Genomic DNA, 17,983 nt, shown 5'->3' with positions numbered 1-17,983 from the left:
TTTTGGGGTAAAATATAATTTTCTAAGTTTTGTTCAAGCGAATTTTTCCAGTTTTGTTTCTCTTTTTAATGTTATCATGCACTAAAAATGAAAAACCTGTAATCTCTTTTTATTACTGGAAAACGTTGTTCAAATTTTCAAAAACAGAAAAAGAGGTTTTGAATGAGAATGGTGTTCAAAAGCTGTATGTAAGGTATTTTGACATTGGACTTCATCCAGAATCAAATTTGCCCATTCCCATAAGTCCTATTCGATTTGAAGAAAACCCAAAAAACTATACAATTGTTCCAGTAGTTTTCATTCAAAACAAAGTGATGCTGCAACCCAATCTTGATGTGGAGAATCTAGCTCAGAAAACTTTTGATTTTATAGAACAGATTAATTCTAAAAACGAAATTACGTGTCAGGAAATTCAAATTGACTGCGATTGGACTTTAAAAAGCAAAGACAATTATTTAAAATTTATTGAGGTTTTTAAAGAACTTTCGAAAAAGAAGCTTTCAGCTACTATTCGATTGCATCAGGTGAAATACTTCAAAAAAACAAAAATCCCAAATGTCGATTCTGGAGTTTTGATGTATTATAACATGGGATCGATTGCGCCCGATTCTCTAAATTCTATTTACGATCAAAAAGTGGCAGAGCGATATCTTAAAAGTTTAAAAAGATATCCGCTGCATCTCGATTTTGCTTTTCCAATTTATTCTTGGGGAGTTCATATTAGAAATAATAAAGTGATTGGACTGCGCTCTAAAATGAGCAGTGAATCATTAGAAAAAGATTCCAATTTTGAAAAAACAAGTCCGATTTTTTTTAGGGTAAAACATTCCAATTATAAAAATGGCGTTTTTTATGAAGAAAATGATCTTTTGAAAATAGAAGAAATAAAACCAGAGGATTTAAAAGAAATGGCAGAAGATTTGCAAGATCATCTTGTCGAAAAGCCAAATGAAATTATATTTTACGATTTAGACGAATTCAATTTAAACAATTATGAGAAAAATACTTTTAAGCAGATTATTTCTTGCTTCTAGTGCCGTTTTGCTTTCTGCATTCGGAATTATATACGCCTGCGCAGATGGAGATTGGGATTATTTTGGTGCCTATAATTCAAATTTTACTCCAGAAACTTTTGCTGACAAATCGTATTCGCCTTTGTTTTTGTCGGGCGGAATTTTCTACGGAATTGGTTTTGATACCCAACACAATTCTCGTTTTAATAAAAATATAAAATCAGATTGGGCAGATTATTTAAAAGGAAAAGTCGACACAACAACAGTCAATTATTTTTTGATTGGTGACGAAAAGCCTAGATATTATTCTGATGACAAAAATACCATCAAAAATAAAGAAGAAATTGAAGGTTTGCATGTTTATTATAAAACGAAAAAAGAAAATAAAAGCACGCAAAAATGGGGCAAAAAGCTGAATCTGAAAGATGGGAAAGTAAAAAACTTTGTAGAATTTCTGTATTTGGCTCAAAAAATAGAAACGGTTTCAATTGGTGATGATTATTGGAGTTATGATCCTGTCGTGGCAAAAACCTTCAATGATGCCAAAATGATTCAGTCGATAGAAAATGTGTACAATACTTTGTCTGATCCTTTTTTGAAAAACAGATATTGGTTCTTGACCATGAAAGCTCGTTTTTACAGTAATGATAAACAAAAAGCAATTGACTTTTTTAATAAAACCGAAAGTTCTGTTACAAAGAACACTTTATATTATCGTGCTTTGGCGTATGTTGCTGGAATTAATTATAAGCAGAAAAAATATGCAACTTCTAACTATTTATACGCTCAGGTTTTTGATAAATGTCCAGAATTAAGAGTAGTTACAGCTTATAGTTTTAAGCCAAAAAACGAGTCAGATTGGACTAAAGCTTTGGCAATGGCGAAAAACAACAAAGAAAAAGCGGCGCTTTGGGCGATTCATGGATATTACAAAGACGAAAAACAGGCGATTGAAAAAATCTACGAATTAGATCCAAAAAGCGAACATCTAAATTATTTAGGGACAAGATTGGTTAATTCGCTAGAACAAAAAATAAATAATTCGTTCCAGGTAGACGGGCAAGGAGAAAATCAGAAACCAAAACCGCAGACTGTTGCCGAAAATAAAGCAGAAAACAAAGCAAAAGTAGACAATAGCGCTGTTGATTTGATAGCAAAAATTTCTGCTACAGGAAATACAGAAAAACCATATTTATGGGATATTGCCATTGGATATCTTCAAACGCTAAAAGGCGATTATGCAAATGCGGATAAAAATTACAGCAAAGCTGAAAAAACACTTCCAAAAACAGAATTGGCAGGAATGCAACTTCGTTTATTGCGTTTTGTGAATAATTTAAGCAAGATCGATAAACTGACAGATAAAAATGAGAAAACCATTCTAGCTGATTTGAATTGGCTGTACACTGAACTTCCTAAAAATTATAAAGGAGACACATTTCGTTATCAAAATGCTTCTTCATGGAGCAGAAGCTATTTGTCGCATTTGTATAAAGAAAAAGGCAATTTGGTTATGGCAGAGATTTATGGAGAATCCCGCTATAGTTATTGGAACGACGGAAATGCTTATTATGACAATGAAAAAAATCTGCTGGCAATAAAAGGCTTTTTAGAAAAATCTAATAAATCTGAAATTGAGAAAATTGGTGCAGGAGTTTATAGTTTAAAGTTGAAGGATATTAATAACTTTCAGGCGGTTCAGGCGACTTTCAAAAACAAAATTCCAGAAGCGATTGAATTCATGAAACAAACAGATTCAGTTCAATATTATAAATTCTTAGGAAATCCGTTTAACGGAAATATTAAAGATTGTCACGATTGCGAACATGCAGCGTATCAAAAGAGAAAATATACTTTCATGGATTTCTTAACTACCATAAAAGAAATGCAGGATAAATTGGCTCAAAAAGAAGATGTTTACACGAACAGTCTTTTGCTAGGAAATGCTTTTTATAATATTTCTCATTTTGGAAACGGAAGAACTTTTTATGAAATGAGTATTGTGGGTTATGGTTCAAGTCCATATTCATTTAGAGATTCGATGAAAGAAATGATTACAAATAATTCGGTTTCTAAAATGTATTACCAAAAAGCATTTGAAGCTGCTTCGAACAAAGAACAAAAAGCAAAATGTTTGTATCTGATTTCAAAATGCGAAAGAAATGATTATTACAATAAAAAATACAATAACATAAACAGCTATTGGGAAATTCAAGATGATAAAGTTAATTTTATTGCTTGGAACTCATTTAAAGCTTTAAGAAAAGACTATTCTGATACCAAATATTATCAGGATGTTATTGCAGAATGTGGTTATTTTAGAACATACACGAACCAATAAATTTGAAACAATGGTAAACAAAATAGAACATATCGGAATTGCAGTAAAAAATATGGAGGATGCTAATGTTTTGTTCGAAAAAATGCTTGGTGTTCCGTCGTATAAAATGGAAGCTGTAGAAAGCGAAGGTGTATTAACTTCTTTCTTTCAGACCGGAAATAATAAAATAGAACTTTTGGTGGCAACAAATCCAGAAAGTCCAATTGCAAAGTTTCTAGAGAAAAAAGGAGAGGGTATTCATCACATCGCTTTTGATGTTGATGATATCGAAGCTGAAATATCGCGTTTAAAAAATGAAGGTTTTGTCTTGATTAATGAAGTTCCGAAGAAAGGAGCCGATAATAAATTGGTCGTTTTTCTACATCCAAAGAACACAAATGGAGTTTTGGTAGAGCTTTGCCAAGAAATTAAATAAAAAAATGCCATTTTAATTTTTGAATAAGATGTTGAAAATCAATTTCGTTTTTGAAATTCGAGAAAAGTTTTAAAATTAAATTAAAATGATGTCTTAAAATATTTGGAGTGAATGAAAAATAGTAGTAATATTGCATCCTCTAAACCGGTCCTATAGCTCAGCTGGTTAGAGCACCTGACTCATAATCAGGTGGTCCCTGGTTCGAGCCCAGGTGGGACCACTCTTTTAGAAACACAAAGCCTTTACAGAAATGTAAAGGCTTTTTTGTTTTTTGACGCTTTGCAAATGTGAAAATTGAAATTTTCCGCATCAAAAATTAAACTTTTCTTTTTCTAAAATCCCTTAACTTTATCCATCCAAAACAAATTTAATCTTCAGATGGATAGATTAACTCCCGAACAGCGGAGTAAAACTATGCAGGCAATAAAAAGCACTGCAACAAAAGGCGAAGTAAGGCTTGCTAAAGCTTTATGGAAATTGGGCTACAGGTATCGAAAAAACAACAAAAAGATATTTGGAAGACCCGATCTTACTTTTGCCAAATATAAAATTGCCATTTTTGTTGACAGCGAATTTTTTCATGGTAAAGATTGGGAAACGCAGCAATTGAGAATTAAATCGAATCGAGAATACTGGATTCCGAAAATTGAGAGAAATATACAGCGGGACAAAGAAGTCAACTCTTTTTTAATTGATAGAAATTGGACCGTTCTTAGGTTTTGGAGTAAGGATATTGAGAAAAACCTAGAAGTTTGTCTCGCGAGAATTGAAGGAACAATAATGCTTTTGAGTATTTAAACTCTTGCTGCTTTTAGTTGTTTGGCTTCTATTTTTTCAATGCATTTGAATATTTCTGAAGCAAGTCTCTCAATAACAGGCATGCTTACCGAATTTCCTGCCTGCTTGTAAAGACTGGAATTGGAGATTTTTGGCAATTTGTAACTGTCTGGAAAACCTTGAAAACGGAAACATTCTCTTGGAGTTAGTTTTCTAAAACCAAATTCTGTTGTAATGATTGGAACATTATGGCCACCAGTTCCCATATTGGCAGTTAGGGTAGGGCATACTTCTTTTTTGTTTTCTCGTACATATTGTCTCCTGAACTGATAAATTCTATCTTCTCTTACAACAGCTTCTTTTAGCATGTTGTACATATATTTATCTTCAGTATAATAGAATTTCTTATCGACTTTTTCTTTTATGATTAAATCGGTAACCTTTTGGGTTAATTCTTCTTTTTCGGGGAAATTGAATTTAAAACCTTTTTTGACGAAATCTTTATCAAACGCAACCATAAAAATACGTTCCCGATTGTGCGGAATGTTTCCAAAATTTTTGGTGTTCAGGATTGCGCTGTCAAAAGTATAATTACGTTTTTTGATTTCGCGCTGAATCACTTTCATGGTGTTTCCTTTGTCATGTCCTTTTAGGTTTTTGACATTTTCAAGAAATACCACTTTTGGTCTCATTTCATCAATAAAATCTAATATTTTAAAGAAATGATTTCCTCTGCTATCATTAAAGCCTTTTCTATGGCCAGCAAGAGAAAAAGGTTGGCACGGAAATCCTGCGGTAAGAATGTCAATTTTATTAAGCTCTTTTACATCGAGTTGCATTACATCGCCTTCAATAAGAGTGTGTTCAAAATTGTTCCTATAAGTAATGCAAGCTTTTTTGTCAAATTCATTAGCCCATTCTAGTTTAAATCCGGCATTTTCAAATCCTAAACAAATTCCGCCTACACCTGCATATAAACTTCCGACTGTATATTTGTTTTTCATTTGATTCTTTTGAGGTTGAAATGGATCTGGATTTGTGGTTTTGAATTTTCTTAATTAATGGAATTAAATTTTACAAATATATTAATTCATGAACATTCTCTTGAATATAATTAGAATTGAATTCAAGCTCTATTTTTGATGTAAATTCTCAATATAGATTTTTTTGCAGATAAGATGAAAAATGATTTTTTTTCTAAATCAGGAAATTCTTATAAGCTTGTTTGTCTTGTAAATAGTGGCAGAAAGAGGATTTTCTTTTCTAGAATGTTTCCAGAAAAGGGTTGGCAGAATTTTGGAAAAAAAATGTTAAAATTTGTTTTTCCCTTTTTTGTTTTAAAAGTTGCTTTTCTGCAAAAAACTTATACTTTTGTTTCAGATTTTGGAGATAGAAAAGCATTCGTAAGAAATTTCTATTGAAGAATATTTGTCAATAACTATACAGACTTGCTTTTGCAAGAGCTTGAATTTATGAAAAATCTAAAAGCCCCATTTTTAGTAATTGCCTTATTGTTGTTAAATGTTTCTGTAGCCCTTTCACAAGGTGGTAATAGTAATGAAACTCCAGTTCCAGGTAACTCTGGTTTAGATGAAATGGAAGACGATCCCGGTTGTGATGAACCTCCTTGCGGTGGACAACCTCCTGATTTCCCGATAGATCAAAATATTAGTTTTCTCCTTGCCAGCGGTGTAGCTTTAGGAGCAATAGCGATACATAAAAATCAAACAAAAAAAGCTTCAATTTAATATTGAAGCTTTTTTTTATTGAAAATCTAGAATGTTATTTGTTTATCGAATAAAGTCTAGAAATATATTTTCCTACTACATCAAACTCAAGGTTGATTTTTGTTCCAACTTTGAAATCTTTGAAATTAGTGTGTTCGTAAGTATACGGAATAATTGAAACGCTAAATTCATTAGTCTTAGAATTAACAACCGTAAGACTAACACCATTTACTGTGATTGAACCTTTTTCGATTGTGATGTTGTTTTGGTTTTTATCATACTCAAAAGTATAATTCCAACTTCCGTTTGCTTCTTCGATTTTTATGCAGGTTCCAGTTTGGTCTACGTGTCCTTGTACTATATGGCCATCTAAGCGGTCGCCAAGTTTCATTCCTCTTTCAAGATTTACAATATCGCCAGTTTTCCAATCGCCGATATTGGTTTTTAAAATTGTTTCGTCAATTGCAGTTACGGTATAAAGAGAGTCTTTAATGGCTACAACTGTAAGGCATATTCCGTTGTGCGAAACACTTTGGTCTATTTTTAATTCGTGTGTTATGGATGAGTCAACTGTTATGTGAAGATTGTTTTGATCTTTTCTGATTTCGTGAACCTTGCCGAGTGTTTCTATAATTCCTGTGAACATTGTGGTTTTATTTTACTAAATTTGCACATCAAAATTAGTAATAAATAAACTGAGCTCATGAATAAAAAAGCAGAAAATATAATTGTTGGAATTTCAGTTGGAGATTTAAACGGTATTGGAAGCGAAGTTATACTGAAAACATTCGAAGATTCTCGTATGTTGGAATTGTGTACGCCGGTTATTTTTGCAAATGCTAAAATTCTATCTTTTGTTAGAAAAAGTTTTACATCGACAATTCAATTTCATGGAGTTGATAAATTAGATCAAATCATTCCGGGTAAAGTGAATGTTCTAAATCTTTGGAGAGAAGGAGTTGATATAAATTTTGGAGTAAATGATCCTAAAATAGGCGAGTATGCAATAAAATCTTTTGTGGCGGCAACAAAAGCTTTGAAAGATGGCGAAATAGATGTTCTGGTTACAGCTCCTATTAATAAATATAACATACAGTCTGAAGATTTTAAATTTCCAGGCCATACCGATTATTTGAATCAAGAATTAGAAGGCGATGCGCTTATGATGATGGTTCAAGATAATTTACGAGTAGGTTTAATTACAGATCATGTGCCGTTAAACGAAGTCGCTTCTCATTTAACGGAAGAATTAATTACTAAAAAAATTGAAACTATTAGAAAGTCTTTAGTTCAGGATTTTAGTATAGTGAAGCCAAAAATTGCAGTTTTAGGATTGAATCCGCATGCTGGTGATGGCGGCGTGATTGGAAAAGAAGACGATTTGGTTTTAAAACCAACATTGAAGAAAATATTTGATTCTGGGACAATGGCTTTTGGTCCATTTCCAGCAGATGGCTTCTTTGGTAGCGGTCATTATGAAAAATATGATGCTGTTGTAGCAATGTATCATGATCAAGGATTAATTCCGTTTAAAACCTTGTCTTTTGGAAAAGGAGTTAATTATACAGCAGGTTTAAATAAGGTTAGAACTTCTCCAGACCATGGCACAGCTTATGATATAGCAGGAAAAGATATGGCAGATTACAATTCATTTAAAGAAGCAGTCTATCTTGCAATTGATATTTTTCGCTCGCGTAATCAGTATGAGGAGATTAGCCAAAAACCTCTTAAAATAAAAGAAAAACAGTTATAAACAAAAAAAGGTGAATAAGATTATTAGTTTTATAATAATTTTATATCTTTGCACCCCAATTCGGATATCTAGTTTTAGAATCGGATTGATCAAATTGATGTTGAAATGAGCAAAACAAAAGAATTTTTAATTCCTTTCATAGGATTAAAACTAGGAAAACACCATTTTGAGTATCAAATAAATAACACGTTCTTTAAGAACTTTGAGTACGACGAGTTTCAAAGTTCAGATATTAAAGTCAATTTACTTTTCGATAAGAAAAGTAATATGTTAGAGTTAGAATTCAAACACAAAGGAACGGTAAACGTGCCTTGTGATCTGACAGGCGAAGATTTTGATTTACCTATAAAAGGGAAAATGAAATTAATTGTTCGCTTTGGAGAAGAATTTAATGATGATAATGAAGAGTTGTTGATTTTACCACATGGTGAACATGAAGTAGATATTGCACAATATATTTATGAAATGATCGCGCTTTCTGTTCCGCAGAAGAGAATTCATCCAGGTGTTAAAGATGGAAGTCTACAAACAGAAGCTTTGACAAAACTGAATGAATTAAGTGTAAAAGAACAAAAGGAAGAGAGTAACAAAGAAGAAGATATTGACCCGCGTTGGGAAAAATTAAAGAAACTATTAACGGATAAATAATATAGTAAAATGGCACATCCTAAGAGAAAGACCTCGAAAACAAGAAGAGATAAGAGAAGAACACATTACAAAGCTACTGTAGCTCAAATCGCTACATGTCCTATTACAGGTGAGGCGCATTTATACCACAGAGCTTACTGGCATGAAGGTAAAATGTACTACAGAGGGCAAGTTGTTATCGATAAATCTGAAGCGGTTGCTTAATACGTTTTTGTAAATTATACTAGAACTCTCACATAGTGAGAGTTTTTTTTGTTGGTTATAATTTTCGATTTTTAGGAAAATATAGACAAATTCGTGACGTTTTTTTTTGTAATTTTCAAGTCTTTTAAAAATTTTTCAAATTATCAATAATTTGAAAGGAAAATAATAGAATATAATGAATACAATCACAGCCGCAATTACCGCTGTTGGAGCTTATGTTCCTGACTTCGTTCTTTCGAACCAAGTATTAGAAACAATGGTTGATACCAATGATGAGTGGATTACCGCTCGAACAGGAATTAAAGAAAGAAGAATTCTTAAAGATGCTGATAAAGGTACATCGTACCTTGCGATACAAGCAGCAAAGGATTTGATTGCAAAAGCAAATATTGATCCGCTTGAGATTGATATGATTATAATGGCAACTGCAACGCCAGATATGATGGTGGCTTCTACGGGGGTTTATGTTGCTACAGAAATTGGAGCAACAAATGCATTTTCATACGATTTGCAGGCTGCGTGTTCAAGTTTCTTATACGGAATGTCAACGGCTGCAGCGTATGTTCAGTCAGGACGTTACAAAAAAGTACTTTTAATTGGTGCCGATAAAATGTCATCTATTGTAGATTATACTGATAGAGCAACTTGTATTATTTTTGGAGATGGAGCTGGTGCAGTTCTTTTCGAACCAAATTATGAAGGTTTAGGATTGCAGGATGAGTATTTGAGAAGTGATGGTGTAGGACGTGATTTTCTTAAAATTCCAGCAGGAGGTTCTTTGATTCCGCCTTCAGAAGAAACTATTAAAAACAGACAGCACAATATTATGCAAGACGGTAAAACTGTTTTCAAATATGCTGTAACTAATATGGCTGATGCCAGCGAATTGATTTTACAAAGAAATAATTTGACAAATCAAGATGTTGACTGGTTAGTGCCGCACCAAGCTAACAAACGTATTATCGATGCTACTGCAGGAAGACTGGAATTAGACGAGTCTAAAGTGCTGGTAAATATCGAAAGATACGGTAATACTACTTCTGGAACTTTGCCATTAGTATTAGCTGATTTTGAAGATAAGCTTAAAAAAGGAGATAATATTATCTTTGCCGCTTTTGGTGGTGGATTCACTTGGGGATCTATCTATTTAAAATGGGCTTACGATAAAAAATAAATTAAAACTAAAAACGAATCATTATGGATTTAAAAGAAATTCAAAACCTAATCAAATTTGTTGCAAATTCGGGCGTTGCAGAAGTGAAGTTAGAAATGGATGATGTAAAAATCACGATCAGAACAACTTTAGAAACAAATGTAACTGAAGCAACTTACGTACAGCAATTACCTGCTCAGGCAGCTTTACCTCAAGCGGCAGTTCCACAAGTTACAGCTCCAACAGTTGTAAGTGTAACTCCAGAAGCACCAGCTGCTAACGATTCTAAATATATTACTATAAAATCTCCAATCATTGGAACATTCTATAGAAAACCATCTCCAGACAAACCTGTTTTCACAGAAGTTGGAAGCACTGTATCTAAAGGTGATGTTCTTTGCGTAATTGAAGCAATGAAATTATTCAACGAAATCGAATCTGAAGTTTCTGGTAAAATTGTAAAAATTCTAGTTGACGATATGTCTCCAGTAGAATTTGATCAACCTTTATTCTTAGTAGATCCATCATAAATAAATTTAGATTTTAGATTTTAGATTTTAGAATGGTTCGAAAAAAGTTTTGTTAATCATCTAAAATTATCTAATTATCAAATTGTCTAATTATCTAATTAAAATAAGATGTTTAAAAAAATATTAATTGCGAATAGAGGAGAAATTGCACTACGTGTAATTCGTACATGTAAGGAAATGGGAATCAAAACTGTTGCAGTTTACTCTACAGCCGATGCAGAAAGTTTGCATGTTAAATTTGCCGACGAAGCGGTTTGTATAGGTCCTCCTCCGAGTAACTTATCGTATTTGAAAATGTCAAATATTATTGCAGCTGCAGAAATTACAAATGCAGATGCAATTCATCCAGGTTATGGATTTCTTTCTGAGAATGCTAAATTCTCTAAAATCTGTCAAGAGCATGGAATTAAATTTATCGGTGCTGCTCCAGAAATGATCGACCGTATGGGAGATAAAGCTTCTGCAAAAGCTACAATGAAAGCAGCAGGAGTGCCTTGTGTACCAGGTTCAGACGGATTATTAGAATCTTACGAACATGCGCAAAAAGTAGCTAAAGAAATTGGTTATCCAGTTATGATGAAAGCTACTGCTGGTGGTGGTGGAAAAGGAATGCGTGCTATCTGGAAAGAAGAAGAGCTTCAAAAAGCTTGGGAAAGTGCGCGTCAAGAAGCTGCTGCAGCATTTGGAAACGACGGAATGTACATGGAGAAACTTATTGAAGAGCCACGTCATATCGAAATTCAGGTTGTTGGAGATTCTTACGGAAAAGCATGTCACCTTTCTGAAAGAGACTGTTCGGTACAGCGTCGTCACCAAAAATTGACGGAAGAAACACCTTCACCTTTCATGACAGACGAACTTCGTGCAAAAATGGGAGAGGCTGCTGTAAAGGCTGCTGAATTCATTAAATACGAAGGAGCTGGAACTGTAGAGTTTTTGGTTGATAAACACAGAAATTTCTATTTCATGGAAATGAATACTCGTATTCAAGTAGAGCACCCAATTACAGAACAAGTTATTGATTATGATTTGATCCGTGAGCAGATTATGGTTGCTGCTGGAATTCCAATTTCAGGAAAAAACTACTTGCCACAATTACATGCTATTGAAGTTCGTATTAATGCTGAAGATCCTTATAACGATTTTCGCCCTTCACCAGGAAAAATTACTACGCTTCATATGCCAGGAGGACACGGAGTTCGTTTAGATACTCACGTTTACTCAGGATATAGTATTCCGCCAAACTACGATTCGATGATTGCTAAGTTAATTACAACTGCACAATCTCGTGAAGAAGCTATCAGCAAAATGCGCAGAGCTTTGGATGAATTCGTAATCGAAGGTGTGAAAACTACAATCCCTTTCCACAGACAATTAATGGATGATCCAAAATATATTGCAGGAGATTATACAACTGCATTTATGGATACATTTAAAATGAATAGTCCAGAATAATTAAAAGGCTTCCAAATTTGGAAGCCTTTTTCTTTTATAAATCTTTATTAATTACAATATTTAAATTCCAATATTGGAAACCTAAACTTTAAAGTAGGAGCTTAAAACTTCACTGTAAGCTTTGTGATTTGGAATTTGATTTATTGAAATTTTTCTAAAGGTTACACTTTAAGTGTTTACTTATTACACACTTATTTTCTCTTTTACACACCTTTCACAGTATTTTTTTTTTTGGTATATTTGATGTAAAGTCTTTAAAAACAGTATTTTATGGTCTTTGGCATAGCTCTTTTCTTTTACGGCATAATAATTTCATTACTTAAAGCGTAAACAACTATTAATTAAAATATATACGTTATGAAAAATTTATTTTTATCAGCCGCAATTGTTTTAGGAAGTTTAACTTCATTCGCTTCAACTACACAAGTAACAAATACTATTGTAAAAACGATTTCTATCGAAGACGAATACACTGAAATCAAATTAGAAGAATTACCTGCTGCTATTACAGAATCTTTGAAAAAAGCATATCCAGAAGCAGTGATTACTAAAGCATATAAAAACGAAAAAGCACAATATAAACTTGATGTAACGGTTGGCGACAAAGTTGGAAATCTTTTCGCAAATGCAGACGGAACTTGGATCAAACAATAATCTAAATCTTAGATTTTGTGAAAATCCGGATCAAGAATACGAAGATCAAATTAACTATATTAAAAAAGAACTATCATGAAAAATTTATTTTTATCAGCCGCAATCGTTTTGGGAGGTTTAACATCATTTGCTTCAACTTCTCCAATTTCAAATACAATCGTAAAAACAATCTCTATCCAAGATGATTATACAGAAATTAAATTGGAAGAACTTCCAACAGCTGTCACAGACGCTTTGAAAAAAGCATATCCAGATGCTGTGCTTTCTAAAGCATTTAAAAACACAAAATCTGAATACAAGCTTGAAGTAACTGTTGGAGATAAAACAGGTAATCTTTTTGCTAACGCAGACGGAACTTGGATTAAAAAATAATTAAGTCTAACCCTTAAACTATAACTATGAAAAAGTTAATCTTATCGGCAGCAATTGTCTTAGGCAGTTTGTCGATGCATGCAGAAACCACTGCTGTAACTAACCCAATGGTACAGACAGTTAATGATCAGGATGGATATAAAGAAGTAGACGGAGTTCCCGCAGCTGTGAAGAAAGGCTTAGATGAAGCTTATCCTGGTGTAGTGCTTGAAAAAGCATGGGTAAATGATAAAAAGGAGTACAAAATTGAGATAACCGTTCGAGGCGAAAAATCGATCGTTTATACAGATGCTTCTGGTAACATTCTTAAAAAATAATTTAAAACCACAATATTATGAAAAAGTTAGTTTTATCAGCAGCGATTGTTTTAGGAAGCCTTTCAGTAAATGCTGCAGTTCTTCCAGCAATCTCAATTACTCAATCAGCAATTTTTCAAGATGCATTTACTGAAGTAGCAGCAGACCAAATTCCGGCAGCTGTGAAGTCTACAGTTGAAAAATCGTTTCCAAATACTAAGCTAGAAAAAGCTTATAAAAACGACAAAAACGAGTATAAACTTGAAATTTCAAGTGGAGAAAAGAAGTATACCATTTTTACAGATGCTTCTGGTAACATCATCAAGAAATAATTAAAAATCAGCATTATGAAAAAGTTAATCTTATCGGCAGTAGTTGCTTTAGGAACCATGTCAATTCATGCAAATGTATTGCCTGTTTCTCAAAATACTAATGCAACTGTGGCTATTCAATCAGAATACACAGAAGTTACTGCAGATGCTGTACCTGCAGCTGTGAAAACAGCCTTGCAGACTGCTTATCCGGGAGCAAAACTGGATAAAGCATTTGTAAATGAAAAAAAAGAGTATAAACTCGAAATATCAGTTGGAGACCAAAAGGCTACTGTATACTCAGATGTCAATGGTAACTGGTTGAAAATATAATTAGGTGAATTTAGATTTATGTTTTTGGTGAAAAAGAGATTGCGTCGTGCAATCTCTTTTTTTTTACATATTTTACATAATTTTATGAAATAACAAGTTTAATAATATTATTTTAGCAAAAAGTCCCTAAGAGCAGATGCCGAAGATATTAGTAATAGAAGATGATATTGCGTTTTGTAAATTATTAGAAAAATTTCTGATCAAAAAAGCGTACGATGTAACGATAGCTTTCTCTGCAGCAGAAGCACGTGAAGCAGTTAAAAACGAATCTTTTGATTTGATTTTGACAGATCTTCGCCTACCTGATTCTGATGGTATCGGACTTATGTCTGAATTTAAAAATTCTCACCCGCATATTCCGGTTATTTTAATGACTGGATACTCTGATGTAAATACTGCTGTTAAAGCCATTAAAAATGGAGCGGCAGATTATATCTCTAAACCCTTCAATCCAGACGAGGTTCTTTTGGTTATCACCAATGCGCTGCAAGCTCCAAAAGCCGAAGTCGAAGAACAATCGGAAACTCCAGAAAAAAAGAAAAAAACGGTTAAAAAGACCACAACAGCTGAGAACGAATTTGTAAAAGGAATTTCTGTTGCTTCAAAAAAACTTTTAGATCATATTCAATTGGTAAGTCCAACCGATATGTCTGTTTTAATTATTGGTGAAAGTGGTACAGGAAAAGAAATTATAGCCAAAAGCATTCATCAGCAGAGTAGAAGAAAAGACAACAATTTTATTGCAGTAGATTGCGGGGCAATTCCGAAAGAATTGGCGGCGAGTGAATTTTTTGGTCACTTAAAAGGATCTTTTACTGGAGCAATAAACGATAAAAAAGGATATTTTGAAGCGGCTAATGGCGGAACTTTATTTTTGGACGAAATTGGAAATCTTTCGTACGAAAACCAAATTCAATTATTGAGAGCGCTTCAAGAAAGAAAAATCAAACCTGTTGGAAGCAATAAAGAAATAAACGTCGATATACGTATTATTACGGCAACGAATGAAGATTTACGCGAGGCAGTAAAAAACGGCGATTTTAGAGAAGATTTATACCATAGAATCAATGAGTTTTCGATTCAGTCTCCTTCTTTAAAAGATCGCGGTGAAGATTTAATGGTTTTTGCCGATTATTTCCTAGAAAAAGCGAATCAGCAATTAGATAAAGATGTTATAGGATTTTCTCCAGAAGTAGTTTCTATTTTTCAAAATTACAGCTGGCCAGGGAATTTGCGTGAATTGCAAAATTGCGTAAAACGTGCTACTCTTTTAACTCGTGGTGATTTTATAGAAAGTGATGTGCTGCCGGCAGAATTTTTCCAAATTCAAAAACAGCCTGCTTCAAACGAAGTTTTTTCATTGTCTGAAAATGAAAAAGAAACCATTATTCATGCGTTATCAAAAACACAGAATAATAAATCTGAAGCGGCAAAACTTCTTAAAATTACCAGAAAAACACTTTACAATAAATTGAAGCAGTATAATATTGAATAAAAAAGTACTTTTCTAAAAAGTAGCATTTTAAATCTCTTGCTTCAATTCCGTAAAAAGAATTTTTATTTTTCCTTCTAAATCTGAAAATGTAGCTTTTAGATCAATTGTGTTTAAATCTTCTTTTTCCAGATCCTTTAAAAGTTCACCAATTTCGTTCGACTGAATTTGTTTGAACATTGGTGCAATTCGGTGCGCAATAGATTTTATTTCATCATGATTTTGCTCTTGAACCGCAGTTTTTAAAAGCTCGATATTTTCTATAGTAGTATCTATAAAAGATTTTAAAACTTCTTTTAAGGCCGACTCATCTTGTCCCAAAAAGTCTTTCAATGTTTCTAAAGAATAGATTTGAGAAGTGTTTTTATTTGTGTTTTCCGAATTTTCAGCCACAGGAACTTCTTCATGATCTAAAATATGCTGAATGGTTTCCAGTAAAATTTTAGGAGAATAAGGTTTCTTTATAACCGTAGTAAAACCAGCATTTTTATATACAGAAAGATCCAAATCTGTTCTTCCAGTAAGTGCAATTACAGGCTGATTTTTAAAGACAGTTTCTGGAAGTTCACGGAGTTTCTCTAAAAATTGAAACCCGTCAATTTCCGGCATCTGAATATCAGTAATAATAAAATCAATTGGCGTTCTCTGAATCGTTTCTAAAGCTTTTGCTGGATTAGTAAACGAAAATACCTGATGCTGTTCTTGTTTTAAAACTCCGCTCGTTAAATTCAACAGATTGATGTCGTCATCAACAACAATAAAAGTTTGTTTTTTGGTATTTTTTGACGGTTTATTTCTGATTTCATTTAAAGCAATATTCTCTTGGCTGCTATCAAATAATAACGGCAGCTGAATAATAAAGGTGCTTCCTTTTCCAAAAATACTTTCCAAACTTAAACTTCCACCCAAAATAGAAATAATCTTTTGACAGATTGATAATCCCAAGCCGGTTCCGCCATATTTCTTCTCAATGCCTTCATTTGCCTGTGCGAATTCTTCAAAAACCAATTTCTGATTGGCTTTTTCAATCCCAATTCCAGTATCTTGAATCGAAATTGTAAAAAATTGATCGTCATTCGCGTAAGCGGCAATTCGAATATGACCTTCTTCGGTAAATTTATAAGCGTTTCCAATAATGTTAGTTAAGATTTGCTTTAAGCGAAAAGGATCTCCAACAATTCGTTTCTGAAACTGATCGTCTACATTTATAATAAGATCAATGTCCTTTTGTTTGTAAACGGTTTGAATATTTCGGGCAACATCTTCAATAATTTCAGGCAGTGAAAATGGAACTTTTTCTATAGAAATTTTTCCAGCTTCGATCTGCGAAAAATCTAATAAATCCTGAACGAGCTGCGTAATATATTCAGACGAATTTTTAATGTTTTTAACGAAATAAGATTGTTTGGTATTGACATCTGAATTGCCTAAAAGTTCAGAATAACCAACAATAGTGCTCAAAGGCGTTTTTAAATCGTGACTTACGGTTGAAATTAATTGTTCGCGGCTTTTGAGCAGATTTTTGGTTTTGAAGTTCGCGATTTCCAGCTGTTTCTTATACAATTGAGATTTTGAATAATCGCTGACAATTAGAATAGAGAAAAACACAGTCAATAATAAACCAATAACAGCCGAAGCCGTTACAATTTCGTTGACTCTTTTTAATGATTTTTCTTTTAATGAATTGTTTTTTATCGAATTGATAATGATCTCTCGCTCAATAATGCGAAGTATTTTTCTAAGCTGATCCGAAATTGCGATTTCATTTTGAAGCAATTTGTTTTCTTCAAAATTCAAAGATTCTTTTTTCTTTTCGGCTTTTAGTTTTACAGAACTCAAAAGCTTTTTAGAATTGGCTAAAATAGAATCTGAAGCTTTTTTGCTCAGCGTATTGGTGCTGTCATCTGGAATGTTCGAATTTAAATAATCGACATAACGCTGTAAAACACTTCGCTGATAACTTCCTAATTGATTTGGGTTCTTGGTAAAATCCTGAAGTTCCAATTTTCTAAGGTTAAACTCCATTTTTGTGATTTCATCAATCGCACTATTTACAGAAGTTTCGTCGTCTGCTTTGTTCTTTATTTCTCTTAATTGCTTAATGTTTTCGGTCTTTTCGGCCAAGAAATAAGTAACACTATCCAAAAGTGTTTTTTGATACTCTGTGGTAACAATTTGTTTTAAAGTATCGATACGTTTGCGAAGTGAATCGGTTTCGATTAAATAGTTCTTGAAATCTTTTTCCGAATTATTCTGAATCGTCTGTCTGGCTAAACTTTCAGTTTTATATACATTCGAATATAATTTACTAACTCTAAGAATTTTGGTTTTTTCTAAAGCAATCTTATCTTCCAGTTTGTTGTAAACAACATTTTCAGAATAGAGAAACCATCCCACCGTTACAACCAAAGCCAATAATGCAACATAGCTGAATAAAACTTTGATTGCGGTGTAACTTTTTTTGGTCTCCATATGTTTGCTGAAAGATTTGGGAAATTCGGAATTATTA

General features: G+C 33.0%; 20 protein-coding genes and 1 tRNA gene. 18 read left to right on the top strand and 3 right to left on the bottom strand.

The annotated features are described in order from the left end of the window. Positions 1-68 precede the first annotated feature (68 nt). The 5 genes from OZP10_RS07375 (at position 69) to OZP10_RS07355 (ending at position 4,567) form a co-directional block, all read left to right on the top strand. The gene (locus OZP10_RS07375; protein WP_281634102.1) at positions 69-1,034 is read left to right on the top strand and encodes a hypothetical protein; all 966 of its coding nucleotides are present in this window, start codon (positions 69-71) and stop codon (positions 1,032-1,034) included. Then, the gene (locus tag OZP10_RS07370; protein WP_281634101.1) at positions 994-3,354 is read left to right on the top strand and encodes a hypothetical protein; all 2,361 of its coding nucleotides are present in this window, start codon (positions 994-996) and stop codon (positions 3,352-3,354) included. The genes OZP10_RS07375 and OZP10_RS07370 overlap by 41 nt, the downstream gene beginning before the upstream one ends. 10 nt (positions 3,355-3,364) lie before the next feature. After that, entirely contained in the window at positions 3,365-3,769 is a 405-nt protein-coding gene (gene mce, locus OZP10_RS07365; RefSeq protein WP_281634100.1) for a methylmalonyl-CoA epimerase, read from the top strand. 146 nt (positions 3,770-3,915) lie between these two features. Beyond that, positions 3,916-3,989 (top strand) — tRNA-Ile (locus OZP10_RS07360). Positions 3,990-4,147: 158 nt separating this feature from the next. After that, positions 4,148-4,567 (top strand): very short patch repair endonuclease, encoded by a 420-nt coding sequence (locus tag OZP10_RS07355; protein WP_281634099.1) that lies wholly within the window; start codon positions 4,148-4,150, stop codon positions 4,565-4,567. Here OZP10_RS07355 and dcm read toward each other — a convergent pair. Continuing rightward, complete coding sequence (gene dcm, locus OZP10_RS07350) at positions 4,564-5,550, bottom strand: DNA (cytosine-5-)-methyltransferase (protein WP_281634098.1); 987 nt, start codon at positions 5,548-5,550, stop codon at positions 4,564-4,566. The two genes, OZP10_RS07355 and dcm, sit on opposite strands and share 4 nt — an antisense overlap. A gap of 468 nt (positions 5,551-6,018) precedes the next feature. Between dcm and OZP10_RS07345 the strand changes: the two genes are divergently transcribed. Then, the gene (locus OZP10_RS07345) at positions 6,019-6,294 is read left to right on the top strand and encodes a hypothetical protein (RefSeq protein ID WP_281634097.1); all 276 of its coding nucleotides are present in this window, start codon (positions 6,019-6,021) and stop codon (positions 6,292-6,294) included. 34 nt (positions 6,295-6,328) lie between these two features. Here the strand turns inward: OZP10_RS07345 and OZP10_RS07340 are convergent, their stop codons facing one another. Continuing rightward, positions 6,329-6,919, bottom strand: a complete 591-nt coding sequence (locus tag OZP10_RS07340) for a riboflavin synthase (RefSeq protein WP_281634096.1) — start codon at positions 6,917-6,919, stop codon at positions 6,329-6,331. Between the two features lie 57 nt (positions 6,920-6,976). Between OZP10_RS07340 and pdxA the strand changes: the two genes are divergently transcribed. The 12 genes from pdxA to OZP10_RS07280 all read left to right on the top strand — a co-directional run bounded on the left by pdxA (position 6,977) and on the right by OZP10_RS07280 (position 15,477). Beyond that, positions 6,977-8,026, top strand: a complete 1,050-nt coding sequence (pdxA, locus tag OZP10_RS07335) for a 4-hydroxythreonine-4-phosphate dehydrogenase PdxA (RefSeq protein ID WP_281634095.1) — start codon at positions 6,977-6,979, stop codon at positions 8,024-8,026. A 105-nt stretch (positions 8,027-8,131) separates the two neighbouring features. Then, positions 8,132-8,674, top strand: coding sequence for a YceD family protein (locus OZP10_RS07330; RefSeq protein ID WP_177211832.1), 543 nt, complete (start codon positions 8,132-8,134; stop codon positions 8,672-8,674). A 9-nt stretch (positions 8,675-8,683) separates the two neighbouring features. Continuing rightward, positions 8,684-8,878 (top strand): 50S ribosomal protein L32, encoded by a 195-nt coding sequence (rpmF, locus tag OZP10_RS07325; protein WP_008465217.1) that lies wholly within the window; start codon positions 8,684-8,686, stop codon positions 8,876-8,878. Positions 8,879-9,053: 175 nt separating this feature from the next. Then, on the top strand, positions 9,054-10,052 hold the full coding sequence (locus OZP10_RS07320) for a beta-ketoacyl-ACP synthase III (protein WP_177211833.1): 999 nt from the start codon (positions 9,054-9,056) through the stop codon (positions 10,050-10,052). A gap of 23 nt (positions 10,053-10,075) precedes the next feature. Further along, complete coding sequence (gene accB / locus OZP10_RS07315) at positions 10,076-10,561, top strand: acetyl-CoA carboxylase biotin carboxyl carrier protein (protein ID WP_095928350.1); 486 nt, start codon at positions 10,076-10,078, stop codon at positions 10,559-10,561. A 108-nt stretch (positions 10,562-10,669) separates the two neighbouring features. Next, positions 10,670-12,016 carry an acetyl-CoA carboxylase biotin carboxylase subunit gene (gene accC, locus OZP10_RS07310; protein WP_281634094.1) on the top strand — a complete coding sequence of 449 codons (1,347 nt, stop codon included), beginning with the start codon at positions 10,670-10,672 and terminating at the stop codon, positions 12,014-12,016. 357 nt (positions 12,017-12,373) lie between these two features. Beyond that, the gene (locus OZP10_RS07305; protein WP_281634093.1) at positions 12,374-12,670 is read left to right on the top strand and encodes a hypothetical protein; all 297 of its coding nucleotides are present in this window, start codon (positions 12,374-12,376) and stop codon (positions 12,668-12,670) included. 75 nt (positions 12,671-12,745) lie between these two features. After that, entirely contained in the window at positions 12,746-13,042 is a 297-nt protein-coding gene (locus OZP10_RS07300; protein ID WP_111365738.1) for a hypothetical protein, read from the top strand. A gap of 26 nt (positions 13,043-13,068) precedes the next feature. Beyond that, complete coding sequence (locus OZP10_RS07295; protein WP_129746601.1) at positions 13,069-13,359, top strand: hypothetical protein; 291 nt, start codon at positions 13,069-13,071, stop codon at positions 13,357-13,359. Between the two features lie 17 nt (positions 13,360-13,376). Further along, the gene (locus tag OZP10_RS07290) at positions 13,377-13,670 is read left to right on the top strand and encodes a PepSY-like domain-containing protein (RefSeq protein ID WP_177211836.1); all 294 of its coding nucleotides are present in this window, start codon (positions 13,377-13,379) and stop codon (positions 13,668-13,670) included. A gap of 15 nt (positions 13,671-13,685) precedes the next feature. Further along, complete coding sequence (locus OZP10_RS07285) at positions 13,686-13,982, top strand: PepSY-like domain-containing protein (RefSeq protein ID WP_281634092.1); 297 nt, start codon at positions 13,686-13,688, stop codon at positions 13,980-13,982. A 136-nt stretch (positions 13,983-14,118) separates the two neighbouring features. Next, complete coding sequence (locus tag OZP10_RS07280) at positions 14,119-15,477, top strand: sigma-54-dependent transcriptional regulator (RefSeq protein WP_281634091.1); 1,359 nt, start codon at positions 14,119-14,121, stop codon at positions 15,475-15,477. A 27-nt stretch (positions 15,478-15,504) separates the two neighbouring features. Here the strand turns inward: OZP10_RS07280 and OZP10_RS07275 are convergent, their stop codons facing one another. After that, positions 15,505-17,946, bottom strand: a complete 2,442-nt coding sequence (locus tag OZP10_RS07275) for a hybrid sensor histidine kinase/response regulator (RefSeq protein WP_281634090.1) — start codon at positions 17,944-17,946, stop codon at positions 15,505-15,507. Positions 17,947-17,983: the final 37 nt, after the last annotated feature.

Origin of the sequence: Flavobacterium luteolum (assembly GCF_027111275.1) — a bacterium.
Lineage (GTDB): Bacteria > Bacteroidota > Bacteroidia > Flavobacteriales > Flavobacteriaceae > Flavobacterium > Flavobacterium luteolum.
Note: the sequence above shows the minus strand (reverse complement) of the source record. Positions and strands in the feature narration are given on the sequence as shown.